Raw genomic sequence first — 19042 nt, forward strand, 5'->3', positions numbered from 1 at the left:
TTTCGGTTCGATTCCGGGCCCCAACGCGAATAGGGTCTCGCCCATGGCATACGTCCTCGACGGGAAGAAGGTCGCCGAGTCGCTGCGCGCCGAGCTTGCGGCGCGCGTTCGCACGTTCACGCAGGCCTGCGGTCGCGCCCCGGGGCTCGACGTCGTCATCGTCGGCGAGGACCCGGCGAGCCAGGTCTACGTCCGCGCCAAGGAGAAGGCCTCCATCGAGGTCGGCATGCGCGGGAACGTGCACCGTCTCCCCGCCGAAACGACCGAGGCCTCGCTCCTCGCGACCATCGCCGCGCTGAACGCGGACGACACGGTCGACGGCATCCTCGTGCAGCTCCCGCTCCCGAAGCACATCTCCGAGACGCGTGTGCTCGACGCCATATCTCCTTGGAAGGACGTCGACGGGTTCCATCCGGAGAACGCAGGCCTGCTCGCCACCGGGCGCCCGCGCCTCGTCCCGTGCACTCCGTCCGGGTGCATGAAGCTCCTCGCGGTGGCGGGGGTCGACCCTTCGGGGCTCCGGGCCGTCGTCGTCGGTCGTTCAAACATCGTCGGAAAGCCTGTCGCCCAGCTCCTCCTCGCCGCCAACGCGACCGTCACCATCGCTCACTCGCGCACGAGCGATCTCGCCGCCGTGTGCCGTGAGGCCGACATCCTCGTGGCCGCCGTCGGCAAGCCCGAGATGATCCGCGGGGACTTCGTGAAGCCTGGTGCGGTGGTGCTCGACGTGGGCATCAACCGTGTGCCGGCTCCGGACCTCGGGCCCGGAAAGACGCGCCTCGTCGGTGACGTGGCGTACGCCGAAGCGGAGAAGGTGGCGCGGGCGGTGACGCCGGTCCCTGGTGGGCTTGGGCCGATGACGATCGCGTGCCTCCTCGAGAACACGCTCCGCGCGGCCGAGCTCCGCCTCGGATAGCGCTCAGCGCTCGAACGATCCGTTTTCACGGACGCGTGCGGATCCTATTGGAAGTATTGCAAGGTGTGCATGTCCGACATATAAGACATGTGTCCGCTTTCGCGGCATATGGAGGCTTCCCATGGCAAAGGTTTTCGAGGACAACTCGCGCAGCATCGGTCGGACCCCCCTCGTCGCGCTCTCGCGTTTCGCGAAGGGCGCCCCGGCGCGGGTCCTCGCCAAGATCGAGGGGCGGAACCCGGCCTACTCGGTCAAGTGCCGCATCGGCGCCTCCATGGTGTGGGACGCCGAGGAGCGCGGCCTCCTCAAGCCGGGCTCGGGCATCGTCGAGGCGACGAGCGGCAACACCGGGATCGCGCTCGCGTTCGCCGCGGCGTCGCGAGGGTACCGTTGTGTGCTCGCCATGCCCGAGACGATGAGCCTCGAGCGCCGCAAGGTGCTGGTCGCGTTCGGAGCCGAGCTCGTGCTCACGCCCGGCTCTCTCGGCATGAAGGGCGCGATCGCGAAGGCGGAGGAGCTCGCCAAGAACGATCCGACGCTGCACCTGATGCGGCAGTTCGAGAACCCCGCCAACCCCAAAATCCACGAGACCACGACGGGCCCCGAGATCTGGGACGACACGGACGGGGAGATCGACGTCCTCGTCGCGGGGGTCGGCACGGGCGGCACCATCACGGGCATCTCCCGGTTCATCAAGGGCACGAAACAGAAGCCCATCGTGTCGGTGGCCGTGGAGCCGTCGCACTCGCCGGTCATCACGCAGACGCGCGAGGGGCGCGAGCTTGCGCCGGGCCCGCACAAAATCCAAGGGATCGGGGCGGGTTTCGTCCCGAAGAACCTCGACCTGTCGCTCGTCGATCGCGTCGAGCAGGTCTCGAACGACGAGGCCATCGCGGCGTCGCGGCGCCTCGCGCGCGAAGAGGGCCTCCTCAGCGGCATCTCGTGCGGAGCCGCGGCTGCGGCGGCTCTTCGACTCGCCCACGAGCCTGCGTTCGCCGGCAAGACCATCGTCGTCGTCTTGCCGGACGCGGGCGAGCGCTACCTGTCGGGCGCGCTCTTCGAAGGCCTCTTCGACGGTCTCGATAAGGCCACCGCCTAGAGCGCAGTTTTTCCGCGAGATCGAACGGGAGCCCGCGCGAGCCGCGCGTACGCGACCGCCATGGCGATCGCCGCGGCGATCTCGAAGGCGGCGAGCACCTTCGGCGGGTAGCCCCCGGTGTACGTGGCGGTCACCTCGGCGTGCGCTCGAAAGAGGACCCAAGGGACCCCGAGCTCGGTGTGCGCGATCTTCTCCACGTCGGGGTAGATCGCGCCGAGGCTCGCCGCGGCGGGGAGCCATGGTCGGGTGCGCGCCTCGTGCATCACGAAGGCGAGGGCCAGGGTCCCGCCGACGACCGGCCGAACGAGCCACGCGTGGGGGAGGGCCGACCACACGAGCACGTGCGGCAAGAAGCCGAAGTGCGGGAGGCGGTCGAGGGCGAGATGAGAGAGCGCGCCCGCGAAAAATGCCCCCGTGAGCCCTAGCCCGACCGCCACCTTGGAGGCCGTGGCTCGCCTGGGCCATCGAATGCGGCGGAGCCCCTCCGCAACGAGACCTCCGGCGAGCACGTGAGCGAACAGATCCACGACCGAGGTCTAGTGCAGCGCCGCCCCGAGGGCATCAAGGTCGCGATCGACGGCGCCGCGCCGTGCGACCCCTTTGACATCGCTCCGGGTTCGGGGTGTAACGGGCCCCGCCAAGCGGTCGGCCCTCGGCCAACCTATGGCTCTCGCTCGCTTTTTCGTGGGTTTGTGGGTCACCGCGCGAGGGTGAGGCTCGTCCCGGCGAGCCGGCACGCCTCGTCGGCTTCGGGAGGGTTCGTATGTGTGGATTCGTAGGTGCAGCGTTCTTGCCCGAGGGGGCGTCGTTCGACGTCGACGCGGGCCTCGGCGCGATCTCTCACCGCGGGCCCGACGACACGTCGGTCGTGCGCGTCGGCTCGGCCGTCCTCGGCTTCGCGCGGCTCCAGATCCTCGACCTCACCCTCGCCGGGCGCCAGCCGATGCAGAGCCCCGACGGGGCCGTCACGATCGTCTTCAACGGCGAGATCTACAACCACCACGAGCTCCGGGCCGAGCTCCGCGCCAAAGGGTACGTCTTCCGCTCCCGGAGCGACACGGAGGTCGTGGTGCACGGCTACGCCGCGTGGGGCGACGCCGTCATCGCGCGGCTCGACGGCATGTTCGCCATCGCCATCTGGGACGCGCACGACGAGAAGCTCCTCCTCGCGCGGGATCGACCGGGGAAAAAGCCTCTCTTTTACGCGAATGGCCCGCGTGGTTTTTCGTTCGCGTCCGAGCCCAAGGCCCTGCTCGCGGCCGGCGTGCCACACGAGATCGATCTCGACGCGCTCGTCCCGCTCTTCGCGTTCGGCAAGGCGCACGCGCCCCGCACGATGAACCGTCACGTGAAGGAGCTGCCGGCGGCCTCTACCCTGGTCCTTCGCCGGGGAGCCGAGCCCGTGGTGCGCCGCTACTGGGCGCCCCCGTTCGACGAGACCGTCGAGGTCTCCGACGGCGAGGCCATCGCGCAGGTGCGCCGCCTCGTGGAGCGCGCCGTGGCCCGTCGCCTCGAGGCCGACGTCCCGCTTGGAGCGTTCCTCTCGGGGGGAGTCGATTCGAGCATCGTCGTCGGTGTGATGGCGAAGCGCTTCGGCGCCAAGGTGCGCACGTTCTCGATCGGGTTCGAAGGAGATCACGGCTTCGACGAGACGGCCTACGCGCGCCGCGTGGCCGAGACGTTCGGCACCGAGCACACCGAGTTCCGCGTCGCGCCGGCCTCGTTCGACCTCGTCGAGCGCCTCGTCTGGGCGCACGACGGCCCGTTCGGAGACTCGTCCGCGATCCCGACGAGCATCGTCTCCGGCCTCACGCGCGAGCACGCGACCGTCGCGCTCACCGGGGACGGCGGCGACGAGCTCTTCTGCGGCTACTCGCGCTTCCTCGCCGTGGAAGCGAGCGAGCGTGTGCCCGGGGTCGCCCGGAAGGTCGCAGGCGGGGTCGGCTCGGTCCTCGGTCGCGAGGGGAGCTCGCTTCGCGGCAGGCTCGGGAGGGCCCTCGGACGCGCCGAGCTCCCGCTCCCCGACCGCCTGCTCTCGTGGACGAGCTATTTCGGCACCGATCTCCGCGCCATTCTGTCCGACGAGCTCCTCGCCGAGGTCGATCCGAACGCCGCGCTCGTCGAGAACCGCGCGCTCGCGGCCCGCTTCGCGCGCGGGACGCCACTCGGTCGCGTGCTCGGGCTCAACTGGGAAACCTACCTGGTCGACGACCTGCTCGTGAAGGCCGACCGCTCCTCGATGATGCACTCGCTCGAGCTGCGCTCTCCTTTCCTCGACACCGAGCTCGTCGAGTACGTGGCGAGGCTCCCCGATCGCATGAAGCGCCGCCTCGGCGAGCGAAAGTGGATCTTGCGCCGGGCCTTCGCCGATCTCGTGCCCGACTGGGTCTTCACACGAAAGAAGATGGGCTTCGGCCTCCCGCTCGGCGCCTGGTTCCGCACGTCCCTCCGCTCGTACGTCATGGACCGCCTGGGGGGAGCACCTGCGGTGACGCGCTTCGTGCGCGCCGACGTGCTCCGCACCCTCCTCGACGATCACATGGCAGGCCGCGCCGATCACGGCCTCGGGCTCTGGCTCCTCCTGACGCTCGAGGTCTGGCTCGAGCGTGGCCCCGGTCGCTTCGATCGCCCCTGAGGTTCCGATGTAGGCAAATGTCCGAGCCTTGGCCGGGCGAGGCGACGAGTTTGACTCACGGCGCACGAAATCGGGTACGCTCCCCATGAGACGATGAGCCAAAAAGGAGACCGCGAGCAAGGCTCGCCCGACCTTTCAGCGACCGAGGAAATGCCCTCGGCCGGGGCGCTCTCGTCGCGTCGTCGGCTCAACGCCGAGGTGCCGGCACCACGACCGTCCGAGCCCGTGCAGCTCGCGAGCGGGCAGTCCTCGGGTGAGTCGCAGGCGGCCTACGCCACAGGCCCGAAGAACATCCCGCCGAGCCGTCAGAACCTCGGCAGCGATCCGGCGCCGGCCGTCATCGTCGAAGGGGCGCAGGCGCACACGTACGCGCCGCTCGACCCGCCACCGTCGTCCGGGCAAGGGGGCCTCTACATGGCGCCGCCCCCGGCGGTCGCAGCGCCTCAGTCGGCCATTCCCCAGTTCGTGAGCCCACCGCCGCGCATGCGCCCCCGCTCGCGCTCGGACACCGTGCTCATCACGATGCCCGGAAAAAAAGCGGGGCCCTCCTCCAAAGAGAAGGTGCTCGCCTTCGTTGTGATGCTCGTGATCGTGGTCTTGCTCGGCACGATCTTCCTCCTTTTTTCGGGTCTCCGCGGGCGTTCCGAGGCAGCGCCTCCCGCCCCTGAGCCAGGGGCCGTCGCGACCGCGGAGGCCCCCACGGTGGCTCCGATGGTGTCCGCGAAGGCCCCCGAGGCGCAGCCGGTGTCACCGCCAGTCGTCGTCGTGGCGGCGCCCGCGCTGATGGACGCGGGTGCCAAAAAGCCACCGAAAAAACACGCCCCTTGAGCCTCGGCGGTCTCGGCGTGGCGCGCCGAGTGGCACGGTGTGGCGTTACCGAGTACGCTGTGCGGGTGAGCTTACGTCTTTGGTCGGGTCTCGGTCTCTTGGTCTTCGTCGGCGCGTGCGGCGGGGCCGCTTCCGTCGAGTTCTTCGGCGAAAAACCCGCCTCGACCGACGCCGGGCCCGACCCGTCCGGCACGGTCACGTCGTCCCCGACCGGGACGACCACGACGGACCCCACGGCCGAGCCGGATGCGGCTCTCCCTCCGCCGACGGGCGCCTGCTCGTCCGACCGCCCGACCTGCCCTCAGGGGCAGGTCTGCGCGATCAAAGGGTGCAGCGGGAGCGGCGCCTGCGTCGACGCGTCGACCTTCGGAAACGACCCGGTCTGCGGCTGCGACAAGCTCACCTACGCGACGGCGGACCTCGTACGCAATGTGGGCGTTCGCGGTGCGGGCGCGTGTGCGGGGGACGACGCCATCGCCTGCAACGGCTCCTGCTCCGGCAACGCGAAATGCAACGTACCCGTCTCCGGCGCGCTCGCATGCAACGAAGGCAAGGGGACGTGCTGGCGCATGCCCCAGTCGTGTCCGGCCTCGCTCCCCAAGGCCTACCGCTTCTGCGGGTCGGTGACGTGCGGCAGCGCCTGCGAGGCCGTCCTCCAAGGGCGCCGGTACTTCGCCGACCCGCTCTGCCGCTGAGCGCGAGCGGCTGCCGCGAGCGCCTTGGGTAGGAAGGAGGGGGACGACGCTCCGTGTTCACCCTCCGAGCCGTCAGCCGCGCCTCGGCGCGCGCATCGGTACGGGGACGGACGTGTCCTCGGGCCACGCGTGCTTGGGGTAGCGACGCCCGAGCTCCTTCCGGAGGGGAGGGTAGTGCGTCCGGAAGAAGCTCTCGAGATCACGTGTAATTTGCACGCATCGCTTGTTCGGCGCGAGCAGGTGCAAGACCACCGGCTCCCCTCCGATGGCCGGGGTCGCGCGGAGCCCGAAGAAGTCCTGCAGGTACGACTCGACCCATGGGGGCTTCCCGACCTCGTAGTGAACCGTGGGTTTGCGGCCGCTCGGCAGCGTGATGGTGTCCGGGCAGAGGCTCGCGAGCTTCTCGGCACCTGGGACTGCCGCGTAAAAATACCCGAGCAGGCCGCCCTCGAGGACCTCGTCCAAGGTTCGCTTCCCCGCGCACGCCGCGCGGACGATCTCCGTGACGGCAGCCTCGTCGAGCGCCGAAGCGAGCATCCCGCGAGAGGCGGCGTACCTGGCGCGCGCGAGGAACGCCTCGAGCGCGCCCGAAGCGTCGAGGGACGCAAGGCCCCGCGCGAGCAGCGCGTCGGCGAGACAGACCGCCACGTCGTCGCCCGTGGGTTTCGTGTCGAGGGTCTCGTCGAACGCGATCCCGTCGTAGAGGAGACGGCTCTTCGCTTCGACCCGGCCGAGCTCCGCGTTGAACGTGAGGACCCGCTCTTCGGTCACCTCGTCGACGAACCTGTCCAGGATGGCCCCAGGATCGACCGCGGCCGCGATGCGGACGAGCACCCCGCGGCTCTCGTCGGCGTCGAGCGCGAGGAGGAACGGGGCGTCCCGCACGACGCTCTCTTCGGAGAGCGTGCCCGAGATCCCTCCCGCGATCGCCAGGCGGGGCGCCTTCGGCTTTTGGCGCTTGGCGAACCTGTCGGGGAACGCGGAGAGCAACGCCGAGACGAGCGCGCGGTCGTGGGCCTCGGGCCCGCTCGGAGGTGCGACCGACGCCCTGCAGCGCCGCACGAGATCGCGCTTCACCGCGAGGACCGTCGTGACGGCGCGAAGGTCGAGCCCCATCGCCCGGAGCGCGTGCGGCCGCTGCCCCGCGCCCTCGGCCTCCCGCAGCTTGTCGAGCAAGAGCCCGACGTCCGAGTCCTGCGTGGGCTCGTCCGACTTTCGCTCCGTGAAGGGGCCCCTTGCGTCCCGGATGTCCCGTTCGGCGAGCAGGGCTGCCGCCCCACACGCGTCGTCGACGATCCCGAGAGCCTCCCCGGCGAGGCAGAGCCTCGCGAGGCGAGGGGAGAGCGGAAACCTCACCATCTTTCGACCGAGCTCGGTCGGCTCTCCTCGCGCGTCGAGCGCACCGAGCCGCGTGAGGAGCCTCTTGGCGCCGGCCACCGCGCTCTCCCTCGGGGGGTCGAGGAAGCGGACGTCGGAGCGGCCGGCCACCGAGAGCGAGAGGACCATGTCGGCGAGATCGACGCGCGCGATCTCCGGGGGATCGCTCTCGGGGCGCGCGTCGAAGTCGGCCTTGGCGTAGAGGCGAATGCAGCGGCCCGGGCGCACACGGCCCGCGCGGCCCTCACGCTGGGTGGCCGAGGCGCGGCTCACCTTGACCGTCTCGAGCGAGCCCAGGCCGCTCCACGGCGAGTGCCGTATCGCGCGCGCCAGGCCAGAGTCGATCACCGTGACCACGCCCTCCACCGTGATGCTCGACTCGGCCACGTTGGTCGCGAGCACGACCTTTCGGCGCGGCCCACGCCGTATCGCGCGGCTCTGCTCCTCGAGGGGCAGCTCGCCGTGCAGAGCCACCACGTCGACCCCGTGCTCGGACGCGAGTTTCTGTAGTGCTTCCGAACACTTGCGAATCTCTCGAGCGCCCGGGAGGAACACGAGGGTGTCGCCGTCGGGGGAGGCCACGAGGGCGCTTCGTGTGGCCGAGACGACGCGGAGCTCGAGCGGCCTGTCGTCCCCCGGTGGCTCGTGCTCGGTGACGACGGGGTACGCGCGGCCCTCGGAGCGGATCCTCGCCGCACCGAGGTACTCGGCGACCGGTGCCGCGTCGAGCGTGGCCGACATCACGATCACGTGGAGGTCGTCGCGCTCGGTCCGGAGGGCGTGCTCGAGCAGGGCGAGGGCGACGTCGCCCTGCAGGTTTCGCTCGTGGAACTCGTCCAAGATCACCACGCCGACTCCCGCGAGCTTCGGATCGGTGACGAGCCGTCGCGTGAGGACTCCCTCCGTCACGAACCGGATCCTCGTACGCTCGCTCCGCGACTCCTCGAAGCGCACGGAGTAGCCCACCCGCTCGCCCACCTTCTCGCCGAGCTCTTCGGCCACACGAGCCGCGGCGAGGCGTGCCGCGAGCCGCCGAGGCTCGAGCACCACGATCTCGCCTTCGAATCCCGCGTCGAGGAGGGCGCGAGGCACGCGTGTCGTCTTCCCTGCGCCGGGCGGCGCCTCGAGGACGAGCCTTCGCGAGTCGCGGAGGGTCGCCACGATGGCCGGGAGCTCTGTATCGATGGGGAGCGCGCGCACGACGTGGGCCCTGCTATACCACGGGCCACCACGTGTCATGACCCCCTCGCCCCATCCTCCGCTCTCCACCATGACCACGCTGCGGCTCGGGGGGCCACCTCGTCGGCTCGTCTCGGCGACGACCGACGCCGAGCTCGTCGACGCCCTTCGAGGCTCGAGCGGCGAGGCGGTCTTCTTGCTCGGCGGGGGCTCCAACGTGGTCGTGTCCGACGACGGGTACGACGGGCTCGTCGTGCAGGTCGTCACGAAGGGGATCGGCTTCGAGCGCGTCGGCGGGCGCGTCCACGTGACCGTGGCCGCGGGCGAAGTCTGGGACGACCTCGTCGCGGTGTGCGTGGAGCGCGGCCTCTCGGGGCTGTCCTGCCTCTCCGGAATCCCGGGCTCCGTGGGCGCGACGCCGCTCCAGAACGTCGGCGCCTATGGGAGCGAGGTCTCCGACACGATCGTCTCCGTGAAGGTCTGCGAGCGCGCGACCGGCGCCGTCGACGACGTCCCCGGTGCGTCGTGCGCCTTCGGCTACCGAACGAGCCGCTTCCGAGGCACGGACACGCACGCGGTGCTCGCGGTCACGTTCGCCCTCACCGAAGAGCTCGAGGCACACGTGCCCGACTACGCCGAGGTTCGCCGCGCTCTCGGTGTCGACCCGGGCGATCGGGTCCCCCTCGCGACCCTCCGCGACACGATCCTCAGGCTCCGCCGCGCGAAGGGCATGGTGCTCGATCCCGACGATCCCGACTCGGTCAGCGCCGGCTCGTTCTTCACGAACCCGCTCCTCTCCGACGCCGACGTCGTCCGCCTGCGCGCGCGTGTGCGGACCGTCGTCGGCGACGAGGAGCCGCCGCTCTTCCCCGATCGGGCGAGCGGTCTCACGAAGTCGTCCGCGGCGTGGCTCATCGAGCGGGCAGGGTTCCGCCGAGGGTACGGCGACGGTCGCGTGGGCCTCTCGACCAAACACACGCTCGCCCTCGTCAACCGCGGCGGGGCCTCCACGGAGGAGCTGGTCGCGTTCGCGCGCCAGATTCGGAACGGGGTCGCCGAGCGGTTCGGAGTACACCTCGAACCCGAGCCGATTTTTGTCGGATTTCAAGGGGTTACGAACCCCTTGTGACAGCCACGCTCAGCCCTCGGGGAGCTTCCCGGAGGGCGGGGCCGGCGGGAGCGGCGCCGAGATCGGCGGTGGCGGGATCGACGCGGGGGACGTCACGACGACCGGGGGAGGGGCCATGGTCATGTTGGGCACCCACCCGTCGAGGCCGAGCGGCGCGAACACCTGCCGACCGTGGGCCCAGAGCGGCTGAAGCTTGTCCACGAGGTCGGCCTTTCGGAGATAGACCTCCTCCCGGCGTCCGCCGTCGTGCTCTCGTTTGAGCGAAAGCTCGGCGTCGTTCGGGCTCCGCCTGGCGATCTCGGCCACGGTCGGGGCGAAGAGCGTCACGAAGCGCTCGACGAGCTCGATGACGAGCGCCCCGCCCATCGCGTCTTTGTCGTCGAGGCGGAGCTCGACGAGCCGCTCCTTCTGGCCGTGGAGCCCGCGGAGGGAGTCCCCGACCGCGCCGACGAGCCGAGCGAGCCGCTCGGTGTCCTGGGCGTCGAGCTCGGGCGAGAGGGCCTCGGCGTCGACGTTGCCCGGGTGCTCCACGGTCGCGAGCTTCGAGGGGCCCGCGTCGACCAGGGTGAGCACGAGCACGTCGGGCTCGGTGAGCTTCTTTCGAAGGCACACGGTCGCGCGGCCGGGCGCGAGCTCCACCTGCGAGATCACGTAGTCGTCGATGGCGAGCGGCTCGGCCGTGACGACGCCTTTGAAGAAGCTCTTCTTCACGGCGACCTTGAGGCTCGTGCCCTTGGCGAGATCTCCCACCTTGCGCGCGGCATCCCACGGGGCGCTCGGGCGAAGCTGGTAGCCGCACGTCATATTTCCCGCGGTCACGAAGGTCGCGCTCGTCTGGTACTGCGCTCCCTGGAGGACTGCGCGCGTCGTGGCGCGTTCCAGCGAGAGCTCGGCCCGGAGGAAGAGGTCTTCGATCGCGGCGTGCGCCTCGATGCGGCGCTGCCCCACCTCGCGCGCGGTGCTCTGGGCGTCGCGCTCGTTCGCGTGGCTCACCTGCCGCTGTTGCTCTCCGACGAAGCGCTGCGCGAGGTCGCCGACCTCCCTCGCGTAGTCGAGGGCGCTCGGGTGGCTCACGCGGTTCGCCGTGTCGGCGATGGCCTTCATGACGACCTGGTGGAACTTCTCGAGCGCGCCGATGCCCGCGATTCGGGCTTGGCTCTGCTCGGCGGCCTTGGCCTCCAGGCTCACGGCCTCGTCATGGAGCTTCACGGCGCGCGTGGCCGAGGCCATGAAGATCTCGAGGGTGCCGAGAAAGTCGTACGAGAGGGGGAACGGAGTGGAGTCCCCGTAGAGGTAGCGCATGAATCCCTTTCGGGGAGTGTACACGAACCTTCGTCGCCCGCGTGGGTCGCGTGAGGGGAGCCTTTGCTCCGCGACGGGCGAGGGCTCCGCGTGTATCGTAGAGGCCTTTCCTTCGAGGGCCCACGAAGCCGCAACGAATGCCCGCGCCCGACCTCTTCGTCCCTGGAACCTTGGTAGGCCCCTACCGGCTCGGCTCCCCGCTCGGCCGGGGTGGGATGGGCGCGGTCTTCGCGGCCGACGGCCCCGGTGGCCGTGTCGCTCTCAAGCTCGTCGCTTCGTACGGTGCGACCCTGGCCGAGCGTGAGCGCTTCGCGCGCGAGATCGACGCCCTTCGCACCCTCGACCACCCCGGGATCGTGAGGATCCTCGACCGCGGGACGTGCGCGCGCACCGGCGTGCCGTACTTCGCCATGGACCTGCTCGACGGAGAGGACCTCGCGGCTTGGGTCTCGAGGTCCGGGCCACTCGCCGAGGCCGCCGCGCTCTCGCTCGGGCTCGACGTGGCCGAAGCGCTCCTCCACGCGCACGAGCGCGGTGTCGTTCATCGTGACGTAAAGCCGCGAAATATTTTGATTTTGCGCGGCTCGGGTCGCGCCGTTCTCTGCGACTTCGGGCTCGCGCGCCGGGTCGACGAGGTCTCGTCTCTCACGCGGACCGGTGCCTTCCTGGGCACTCCCACCTTCATGGCGCCCGAGCAGTTCCTCGACGCCAGGAAGGCCGACGAGCGCTCCGACGTCTTCTCCCTCGCGATGACCCTCGTCACGGCGCTCTCCGCCAAGAACCCCCTCGAGGAGTGCCGATCGACGACGGAGCTCATGATGGCGCTGTGCACGCGCCCCATCCCGCGGCTCGAGGAGCTGATGGCGCCCCGCACCGTCGCGCGGTCGCTCGCCGAGGCCCTACGCCGGGCGCTCTCGACCGAGCCCGACGAGCGCTCGACGATGGCCGAGCTCCGCAGGGATCTCGCGGCGTCCGAGGGCTCCTCGGTATCGATTCCGGCGCCGCGCACCCTCCCACTCGGAGCCGTGCTCGGTGCCGGCAGGCCGCTGCCTCGGCTCTCGGTCGTGGCGCGCGGTGCCGCCGTCTCGGCGCCGCCCGACCCGGGGCCCGAGGTGCGGCCACCTCTCCGCCTCGGGCGTGCGAGCTACACCCTTCACGCCGAGGTCGCCGAAGGGATCTTCGATGGGCGCGACGAGGACGGCAGGCCCGTGCGTGTCGAGCGCCTCGGAGCCGTCGCCACGTCCCCGGACGGAGAAGCGCGGTTTCGTGCCGAGGTCGACGCGTTCGGCTCCGTCCTCAGCGAGAGCATCGTCGCGCTCCTCGACTCCGGCATCGAAGGCGCGGACGCGTTCGTCGTGACCGAGCCACCGGTCTTGCCGACCTTGCGGGGGCTCGTCTCCGAGCGTGGGACGCTGCCCTTCGGCGCCGCGGTGACCGCCTTCGTCGGCCTCGTCCGAGGGCTCCGCATGCTGCACGAGGTGGGGGTCGTCCACGGCTTCCTCGCGCCCGACAGCTTCCACTTCAGGTCATCGGGCAGGCGAGAGATCCTCGTCCTCCACGAGCTCGGGATCGGGGCGCGAATCGGCGCCGCCCTCCGCGCGCCGACCCGCCAGCCCCCGAAGCGCGACCCTCGCTCCGACGTCGTCCAGATCGTCTCGGCCCTGTACCTGACCGCGGTCGGGAAGGTCCCGTTCGGTGCGTCGGCCGTCAAGGCCCGCCCCCCAGCGCACACGACCCTCTCCGCGCCCGATCCCACGGGGCGCAGCGCGCTCGACGATCTCGTCCGGCGCACCATCGAGGGAAAGGTCCCCACGCTCTCGGGGCTCGCGACCGAGCTTTCGGCTCTTCTCGAAGCGGCCTCGGTATGACCATGTCGCACCTCTTGCGACCTTGGCTCGAATCCGCGAAGGTCGCGGCGTGACCCTCCGCGCTTCGAAGGCTCGACTCCACCGTTTCCATGGGCTCGTGGCGCTCGTGGCGCTCGTCGCCGGATGCGGTCGGTGCCGAGGGGATCGCCCGTACGTGCCCTACGGCATCGACGGGGGCGAGCCCGATGCCGCGACGGCGAGCGTGTCGCCTTCGGCGGTACCCTCGGTTTTCGCCGACGCGTCGCCCGGAGACGCTCCTCCGAAAATGGCCACGACCTGGGAGCACGGAGGTCGCGCTCTTCGTGCGCCGGACGGGACGTACTTCGAGCAGGGGCTGTTCGGCGACGTCGACGGTGACTCCGCCGAGGACGCGCTCGTCGTGGTGAGGAGCTTCGCCGAGCCCGCGAAGCTGTCCGCGTACCTCTACGGCACGGCACGTCCAGGGCCCGTCGAGCTCGTGACGTCCACGTTGAAGGCGAGCCCACGCGCGGAGGCTGCGCACGATCTCCGCAGGCTCGGCAAAGCCTCGTTCGCCGTGACCCTCGGGCTCCGCGCGGCGGACGCGACGCAAGGGGCGCGTCACGTCGCGCTCGTCGAGCTCGTCGACGGGAAGGGAGGGGCGAGCCCCAAGGTGAGGCTCGAGCTCGACGTCGCCGATCCGCCCGAGCGCCCACCGCTCGGTGTCGGGCTCTCCGTACCCGACGTCGACGGCGATGGAGTCGCCGATGTCGCCGTGGCGTTCGAGCAGGGGGAACGCGCAGCCGCACGCTTCACCTTCCTCGACCGCCCCGCGGGGCTCGCGCGTGATCCCGAGGAGCCGAGGAAGTCGCTCGGCGCGCTCGCGTCCCGAGCGCTCGCCCGCGCGCGTCGCCGAGAGCCGGCCGACGACGTGCTCGTCGAGGTCGAGGCGGTCACGGCTCTCGTCCGCGCGATTTGCCCCGATCTGCCCGGCGCGCGGGTCGCTGATTTTCGCCCCGTCGCGGGGCCACGCTGCGCCGCCGACGACGCCCTCGGAGATCTCGCCGTGGCCGAGACCCTCGCGCAGGCCTCGGCGGGCCGCGCCTTCCACGCGCTCCGCGCACGCGGCCGACTCGGCGGCCCCTTCGTCCGCCGCACGAACGAGCGAGACGTCGAGGCCCGCAAGGCCGTCGAGTCCGTGGTGGAGCTCGTCGCTCCCCGCGACGTGAAGGTCCTCGGCCCATCGCCGCTCGCACCGAAGCGGCACGTTCCCGCGTTCTCCCCGCTCTCGTTTCGTCGCGCCGATGCCCTGTCGATCGTGACGGGCGAGGGCATCGTCGAGGTCGATCTCTCCACACGCGAAGAGACCCGCAGCCCCGATCCTCCATGGCCCTCCGCGGTGGTCGCGAAGGGGGGCGCGCGCCTGGTCGAGGTGTACGACGCGTGCCGAGGCGGTCCGCTCCGCGCGACCTTCGCCCCCGCTCCCAACGACCCCGCAGGAGACGCACACGACGTCGTCCTCCCGGTCGCGCCCGACCTCGGGCCGACCTGTACGACCTCTCGCGGACAGCCGGTCGCGGCCACACCCATCGCCGTCGGTCCAGCCGGCGTGGAGCTCTTCGTCGCCGGTGTTCCGATCCTCGTTCGCGCCGACCTCACGTCGGCCGAGCTGCTCCCGCGCCCGGGCGGCTCGGGTGGCGCCCTCGGCGGCGCGGGCGGGGCTACCGGCAGCGTCGTCGCCCTGGGGACGCCGTTCGGTGTGGCTCTTCAAGTGTCCGGAAAGGTTAAGCTTTTGTCGAGCCCGTCGCTCACGGGGGACGTCTGGGGTTGCACGCCGAGCCCCGACGGCGCTCGCGTCGCGTGTTTGGTCGGAGGGAAGGCCGTGGTCGCCACGCTCCCGTAGCGCGGGTCCCTTTCGCACCGCCTCCGACCTCGCGTCACGGCCCTACGGAGAGCTCGGTCGACACCTCCACGGACGAGGCACGACACCCGTCCCCGTCGGAGCACGTGACCGCGCGAACGCGCAGGACGAGGGGGCCCTTGCCGTTGATCCGAGCCACGAGCGCGAGCGCGAAGCGGTACCCCGTGGCGTCACGGGCGGTCGCCTCCCCTGGGCCCACCCGTCCTCGGAGGGCCGACGAGAACGAGGGCGCGCGCACCACCGAGACGTCGGCCCATACGAGCTTCTGGCGATCGGTGGGCCTCACGTCGACGCCGCAGCGTACGCGTCCGGGCTCCGTGGCCTTGTCGCACTGGACCTGAGCGACCACGGACGGCGCTTCGGGGCTCGACGCCCACGCTGGCCGTTCGCGCACCGCGAAGACGAACGCGAGCCCCGCACCGACGCCCGAGGCGACGGCCCACCGCGCCGCCGTGGTTCGTGCTAGTCGGAGTGCCATGGGTCGGATCCTATGCGCCCTCGGGCTCCTTGTCCTCTTCGTCCCTCCGCTCGCGGGCTGCGACGACCAAAAAAAACAACCGGCCCCGTCGAGCTCGGCTGCCGCATCGGCGCCCGTGAGCGCGGCGTCGTCGCCGTCGTCGCCCGCATCGGCGATCGTCGACGCTTCGCCCCCCAAGGCCGACGCCCAAGCCGCTCCCATGCCCGAGCGCCCGGTCCCCAAGACGAGCCCGACCGTGGGCGCAGGCATGCCGCAAGAGGTCCAAATGAAGGCGATCGCCTACATGGCCGCCATGCGCGCACCCCACCCCGACGACGCGCCGGTCGACGACCCCTTCGTGAAAGATCTCCAGCGAAAGCTCGGACCCATCGTGCTCTCGATGGACTCGGGACCGGAGAAGGGCCGCTTGAACCGCGTCGAGCTCGTCGGCGCGGGCCGCCAGATCGATCTCCTGATGTCTGCAGGGTGCTCCGCCGAGACGCCGACCCGCGCCGTCGTGCAGCGCGCCGGTGTCGCCCACGCGCAGCTCCTGTCGCACGGGGTCTTGGTCGTGCGCTGCAACGACAGCCACGCTCAGTGTTTGCAGAGTACACGTGACCCGAGCGACGTGCTCTGCACGACCGCCCCCCGCCACAAGTAGGCCATGGCAGGTTTCCTCGCGGCGGTACGGGCGGCGAGCCTCCCGGGCACCTGGTCGACCGGCGTGCGCCTCGTGCGCGAGGGGGCGGTGACCTTCGGCGCGCGCTCGCCCACCGAGGCTACGGCGCGTGTGCGCGCCAAGGAGCGGCCGGTCGCACCCACGGTGACGCTCTACCTCGAGGAGAACGAGTGGTCCTGCGACTGCGACGCGAAGGTCGATCCGTGTGCACACGTCGCGGCGGCCGCGATCGCCCTCGAGCAAGGGGGCGCGGTCGAGGCGGTCGCGCAGGTGCCCGAAGACGTCGCCGCAGCACCGCCGAAGGCGTCGACCACCCACGTCGGGTACAGGTTCGCGCGACGCGACGCGACGCTCCTGTTCGGCCGCGTCCTCGTCGGGAGCGGCGGTGGCGAGAGCCGGCTCGAGGGGACCTTGGCGTCGCGCGTCCTCACGGATAGGTCGCTCCTCGCCACCCACGACGACATGGCCATCGATCGGATGGCGCAGGGCTTTCCGCGCGGGATCGTGCCGCTCGCGAAGCTCGACAAGCTGCTCGAGCTCCTCGAATCGTCGAGCGACGTCCGCCTCGACGCGTCCCCCGTGCGTACGAGCGGCGAGCCCGTGCTGCCTCGCGTCGTCGTCACGGACGGCAAGGACGGAGGCGTCACGGTTCGTGTCGAGCGCCCGAGGGGCGTCGACGAGGTCGTAGCCTTCGGTGTCGTGCGCACGGGTGACCGGCTCCGGCCGATCGGCGAGCGCGAGCTGTCCGGCGAGCGACTCGAGAAGCTCCCGAGCGTTCGCGCCTTCTCGGCCCACGAGCTCGGGACGCTTGCCGCCGAGGTGCTCCCCGCGCTGGAAGGGCGGATCGACGTCGTCGTGCGCACGAAGCGCGTCCCGGGGAGGAGCGCGTCCCGGACGCGTCCACGGCTCGCGTTCGAGCTCTCGCAAGGGTTCTTCTCGCTCTCCGTGCTCCCCACCATCGTCTACGGGGATCCCCCCGTCGCGCGTGTCGATGGCGAGACCCTCGTGCACTTGGGAGGGGACGTGCCCGTGCGAGACGTCGCTCGTGAAAAGAAGCTCGCGGCGGACCTCCGCGAGAAGCTCTCACTCGTCGTCGGACGTCGCGTCGACTTCGAGGGGCGCGAGTCGCTCGCGTTCGCCGCGCGCCTCAAGGCCTTCTCGAGCGGCGTGGACGATCCCGAGGGGCTCCTCGGCAAGTCGGTGCTCGTGCCCAAGGTCGTCGTCTCGGGAGACAAGGTGCACGTCGCGTTCGAGACCGACGACGAGCGCGAGGGCGGCGAGTCCGGGCATCGCGAGGCCGACGTCGGCGCGGTGCTGCGGGCCCACGCGGACGGCTTCTCCATGGTCCCGCTCGTGGGCGGTGGGTTCGCCGAGCTCCCGTCGGGGTGGCTCTCCAAACATGGCAGCCTCCTCGCCGATATCCTCGCCGCTCGCAGGGACGACGGCACCGTCGCCAAGATCGGGGTCCCGGCGCTCGCGAGGCTCTGCGAGAGCCTCGACTATCCGCCGCCTCCGGGGCTCGAGGCCCTGCGGCCACTCGTCGAGGGGTTCTCGTCGCTGCCGCCCCCCGACCTGCCCGACGACCTCACCGCCGAGCTTCGGCCCTACCAACTCGAAGGGGTCGCGTGGCTCGGCTTCCTTCAAAAGGCGGGGCTCGGCGGGATCCTCGCCGACGACATGGGCCTCGGCAAGACGCTCCAGACGCTGGCCGCGGTCCGAGGAAGAACGCTTGTTGTATGCCCAACGAGCGTTCTCTTTAATTGGTCGGCAGAAATCGGGAAGTTTCGGCCCGGTCTCCGGGTGGGGACCTACCACGGCCCGAAGCGCGCGCTCGACCCGCGCGCCGACGTCACGCTCACCTCGTACGGGACGCTCCGCTCCGACCTCGCGGCGCTCTCCGAGGTCGCCTGGGACGCCGTCGTGCTCGACGAGGCGCAGGCCATCAAGAACCCCGACAGCCAGACGGCGAGGGCGGCCTATGCGGTGCCGTCGGCCTTTCGTCTCGCGCTCTCGGGCACCCCGGTCGAAAATCGCCTGGAGGAGCTCTACAGCCTCTCCCACTTCGCGAACCCTGGTCTGCTCGGCGGCCTCGCCGACTTCCGCACACGCTTCGCGGAGCCCGTCGCCACCGGGGACGCTACGGCGACCGCGAAGCTTCGAGAGCGCATTCGCCCGTTCTTCCTTCGGCGCAAGAAGTCGGACGTCGCCCGCGACCTTCCGCCCCGGACCGACGACGTGCACTACGTCGAGCTCGACGAGACCGAGCGTGCGACCTACGACGCCGTGCGCGCGGCCACACGCAAGGACCTGGTCGAGCGGATGGGCGCGGGCCTCAGCGTGATGGAGGCCCTCGAGGCGCTCCTTCGGCTGCGTCAGGCCGCGTGCCATGCGGCGCTCCTCCCCGGGCGGACCGCGGCCTCGTCGTCCAAGGTCGATCGCTTGGTGGCCGAGCTCGGGACGCTCGCCGCGTCGCGCAACCGCGCCCTCGTGTTCTCGCAGTGGACGAGCCTGCTCGATCTCGTCGAGCCTCGTCTCCGCGAGGAGGGCATCTCCTTCACGCGCCTCGACGGCGGAACGAAGGACCGTGAGGCGGTCGTGCGCGCCTTCCAGGCCGAGGACGGGCCCGACGTCCTGCTCCTGTCCCTCAAGGCCGGAGGCGTGGGGTTGAACCTCACGGCGGCCGATCACGTGTTCCTCGTCGACCCGTGGTGGAACCCTGCGGTCGAGGAGCAGGCGGCCGATCGCGCGCACCGCATCGGCCAAGACAAACCCGTCTTCGTGCACAGGCTCGTCGTCCGAGACACCGTCGAAGAGCGCATGCTCGAGCTCAAAGAGAAGAAGCGCGCGCTCGCGGAGGCCGCGGTCGGCGACGGGGGTGCCGCCGTGGGCCTCACACGCGACGACCTGCTCGCGCTCCTCGCGTGAGCGGCCGCGCGCAGGAGCTCGCCGGGAGGCAAAGCTCGCGGGACGATGACCGTAGCCCTTCGCCCTCCCGCGGG

Annotated in this window: 14 protein-coding genes; 10 read left to right on the forward strand and 4 right to left on the reverse strand. The window is 71.0% G+C overall.

Going from position 1 to position 19042, the window contains the following annotated elements:
• Positions 1–43 precede the first annotated feature (43 nt).
• Both folD and cysK read left to right on the forward strand, forming a co-directional pair.
• A complete protein-coding gene (folD, locus tag IPK71_20615) occupies positions 44–916 on the forward strand; it encodes a bifunctional methylenetetrahydrofolate dehydrogenase/methenyltetrahydrofolate cyclohydrolase FolD (GenBank protein MBK8216140.1) in 873 nt (290 codons plus the stop codon).
• A gap of 121 nt (positions 917–1037) precedes the next feature.
• Positions 1038–2015 (forward strand): cysteine synthase A, encoded by a 978-nt coding sequence (cysK, locus tag IPK71_20620; GenBank protein MBK8216141.1) that lies wholly within the window; start codon positions 1038–1040, stop codon positions 2013–2015.
• On the opposite strand, the gene IPK71_20625 is transcribed toward cysK, so the two are convergent.
• Entirely contained in the window at positions 2012–2542 is a 531-nt protein-coding gene (locus IPK71_20625; GenBank protein MBK8216142.1) for a hypothetical protein, read from the reverse strand. The two genes, cysK and IPK71_20625, sit on opposite strands and share 4 nt — an antisense overlap.
• Positions 2543–2778: 236 nt before the next feature.
• Between IPK71_20625 and asnB the strand changes: the two genes are divergently transcribed.
• The 3 genes from asnB (at position 2779) to IPK71_20640 (ending at position 6173) form a co-directional block, all read left to right on the forward strand.
• On the forward strand, positions 2779–4650 hold the full coding sequence (gene asnB / locus IPK71_20630) for an asparagine synthase (glutamine-hydrolyzing) (GenBank protein ID MBK8216143.1): 1872 nt from the start codon (positions 2779–2781) through the stop codon (positions 4648–4650).
• Between the two features lie 93 nt (positions 4651–4743).
• On the forward strand, positions 4744–5478 hold the full coding sequence (locus IPK71_20635; GenBank protein ID MBK8216144.1) for a hypothetical protein: 735 nt from the start codon (positions 4744–4746) through the stop codon (positions 5476–5478).
• Positions 5479–5543: 65 nt separating this feature from the next.
• Positions 5544–6173, forward strand: a complete 630-nt coding sequence (locus tag IPK71_20640; protein ID MBK8216145.1) for a hypothetical protein — start codon at positions 5544–5546, stop codon at positions 6171–6173.
• A gap of 72 nt (positions 6174–6245) precedes the next feature.
• Here IPK71_20640 and hrpB read toward each other — a convergent pair whose 3' ends face one another.
• Positions 6246–8789, reverse strand: a complete 2544-nt coding sequence (gene hrpB, locus IPK71_20645) for an ATP-dependent helicase HrpB (GenBank protein MBK8216146.1) — start codon at positions 8787–8789, stop codon at positions 6246–6248.
• Between hrpB and IPK71_20650 the strand changes: the two genes are divergently transcribed.
• Entirely contained in the window at positions 8788–9858 is a 1071-nt protein-coding gene (locus tag IPK71_20650; GenBank protein MBK8216147.1) for a UDP-N-acetylmuramate dehydrogenase, read from the forward strand. The genes hrpB and IPK71_20650 overlap by 2 nt on opposite strands.
• Before the next feature lie 9 nt (positions 9859–9867).
• On the opposite strand, the gene IPK71_20655 is transcribed toward IPK71_20650, so the two are convergent.
• Positions 9868–11160, reverse strand: coding sequence for a hypothetical protein (locus tag IPK71_20655; GenBank protein MBK8216148.1), 1293 nt, complete (start codon positions 11158–11160; stop codon positions 9868–9870).
• Between the two features lie 137 nt (positions 11161–11297).
• Here IPK71_20655 and IPK71_20660 point away from each other — a divergent pair, with 137 nt between their 5' ends.
• On the forward strand, positions 11298–13028 hold the full coding sequence (locus IPK71_20660; GenBank protein MBK8216149.1) for a protein kinase: 1731 nt from the start codon (positions 11298–11300) through the stop codon (positions 13026–13028).
• Between the two features lie 49 nt (positions 13029–13077).
• Positions 13078–14889, forward strand: coding sequence for a hypothetical protein (locus IPK71_20665; protein ID MBK8216150.1), 1812 nt, complete (start codon positions 13078–13080; stop codon positions 14887–14889).
• A 34-nt stretch (positions 14890–14923) separates the two neighbouring features.
• Here the strand turns inward: IPK71_20665 and IPK71_20670 are convergent, their stop codons facing one another.
• Positions 14924–15385: a hypothetical protein gene (locus IPK71_20670; protein MBK8216151.1), complete on the reverse strand. Its 462-nt coding sequence runs from the start codon at positions 15383–15385 to the stop codon at positions 14924–14926.
• On the opposite strand from IPK71_20670, the gene IPK71_20675 reads away from it, so the two are divergent.
• Positions 15384–16025, forward strand: coding sequence for a hypothetical protein (locus IPK71_20675; GenBank protein MBK8216152.1), 642 nt, complete (start codon positions 15384–15386; stop codon positions 16023–16025). The two genes, IPK71_20670 and IPK71_20675, sit on opposite strands and share 2 nt — an antisense overlap.
• 3 nt (positions 16026–16028) lie before the next feature.
• Positions 16029–18968: a DEAD/DEAH box helicase gene (locus IPK71_20680; GenBank protein MBK8216153.1), complete on the forward strand. Its 2940-nt coding sequence runs from the start codon at positions 16029–16031 to the stop codon at positions 18966–18968.
• Positions 18969–19042 lie beyond the last annotated feature (74 nt).

The sequence above is a fragment of the Myxococcales bacterium genome, assembly GCA_016712525.1.
Classification (GTDB): domain Bacteria; phylum Myxococcota_A; class Polyangia; order Polyangiales; family Polyangiaceae; genus JAAFHV01.

Excerpts from the sequence above, each read along its gene's own strand:
- folD (MBK8216140.1), top strand. The coding sequence starts at position 44 with ATGGCATACGTCCTCGACGGGAAGAAGGTCGCCGAGTCGCTGCGCGCC.
- cysK (MBK8216141.1), top strand. The coding sequence starts at position 1,038 with ATGGCAAAGGTTTTCGAGGACAACTCGCGCAGCATCGGTCGGACCCCC.
- asnB (MBK8216143.1), top strand. The coding sequence starts at position 2,779 with ATGTGTGGATTCGTAGGTGCAGCGTTCTTGCCCGAGGGGGCGTCGTTC.
- IPK71_20635 (MBK8216144.1), top strand. The coding sequence starts at position 4,744 with ATGAGCCAAAAAGGAGACCGCGAGCAAGGCTCGCCCGACCTTTCAGCG.
- IPK71_20650 (MBK8216147.1), top strand. The coding sequence starts at position 8,788 with ATGACCCCCTCGCCCCATCCTCCGCTCTCCACCATGACCACGCTGCGG.
- hrpB (MBK8216146.1), bottom strand. The coding sequence starts at position 8,789 with ATGACACGTGGTGGCCCGTGGTATAGCAGGGCCCACGTCGTGCGCGCG.
- IPK71_20655 (MBK8216148.1), bottom strand. The coding sequence starts at position 11,160 with ATGCGCTACCTCTACGGGGACTCCACTCCGTTCCCCCTCTCGTACGAC.
- IPK71_20660 (MBK8216149.1), top strand. The coding sequence starts at position 11,298 with ATGCCCGCGCCCGACCTCTTCGTCCCTGGAACCTTGGTAGGCCCCTAC.
- IPK71_20675 (MBK8216152.1), top strand. The coding sequence starts at position 15,384 with ATGGGTCGGATCCTATGCGCCCTCGGGCTCCTTGTCCTCTTCGTCCCT.
- IPK71_20670 (MBK8216151.1), bottom strand. The coding sequence starts at position 15,385 with ATGGCACTCCGACTAGCACGAACCACGGCGGCGCGGTGGGCCGTCGCC.
- IPK71_20680 (MBK8216153.1), top strand. The coding sequence starts at position 16,029 with ATGGCAGGTTTCCTCGCGGCGGTACGGGCGGCGAGCCTCCCGGGCACC.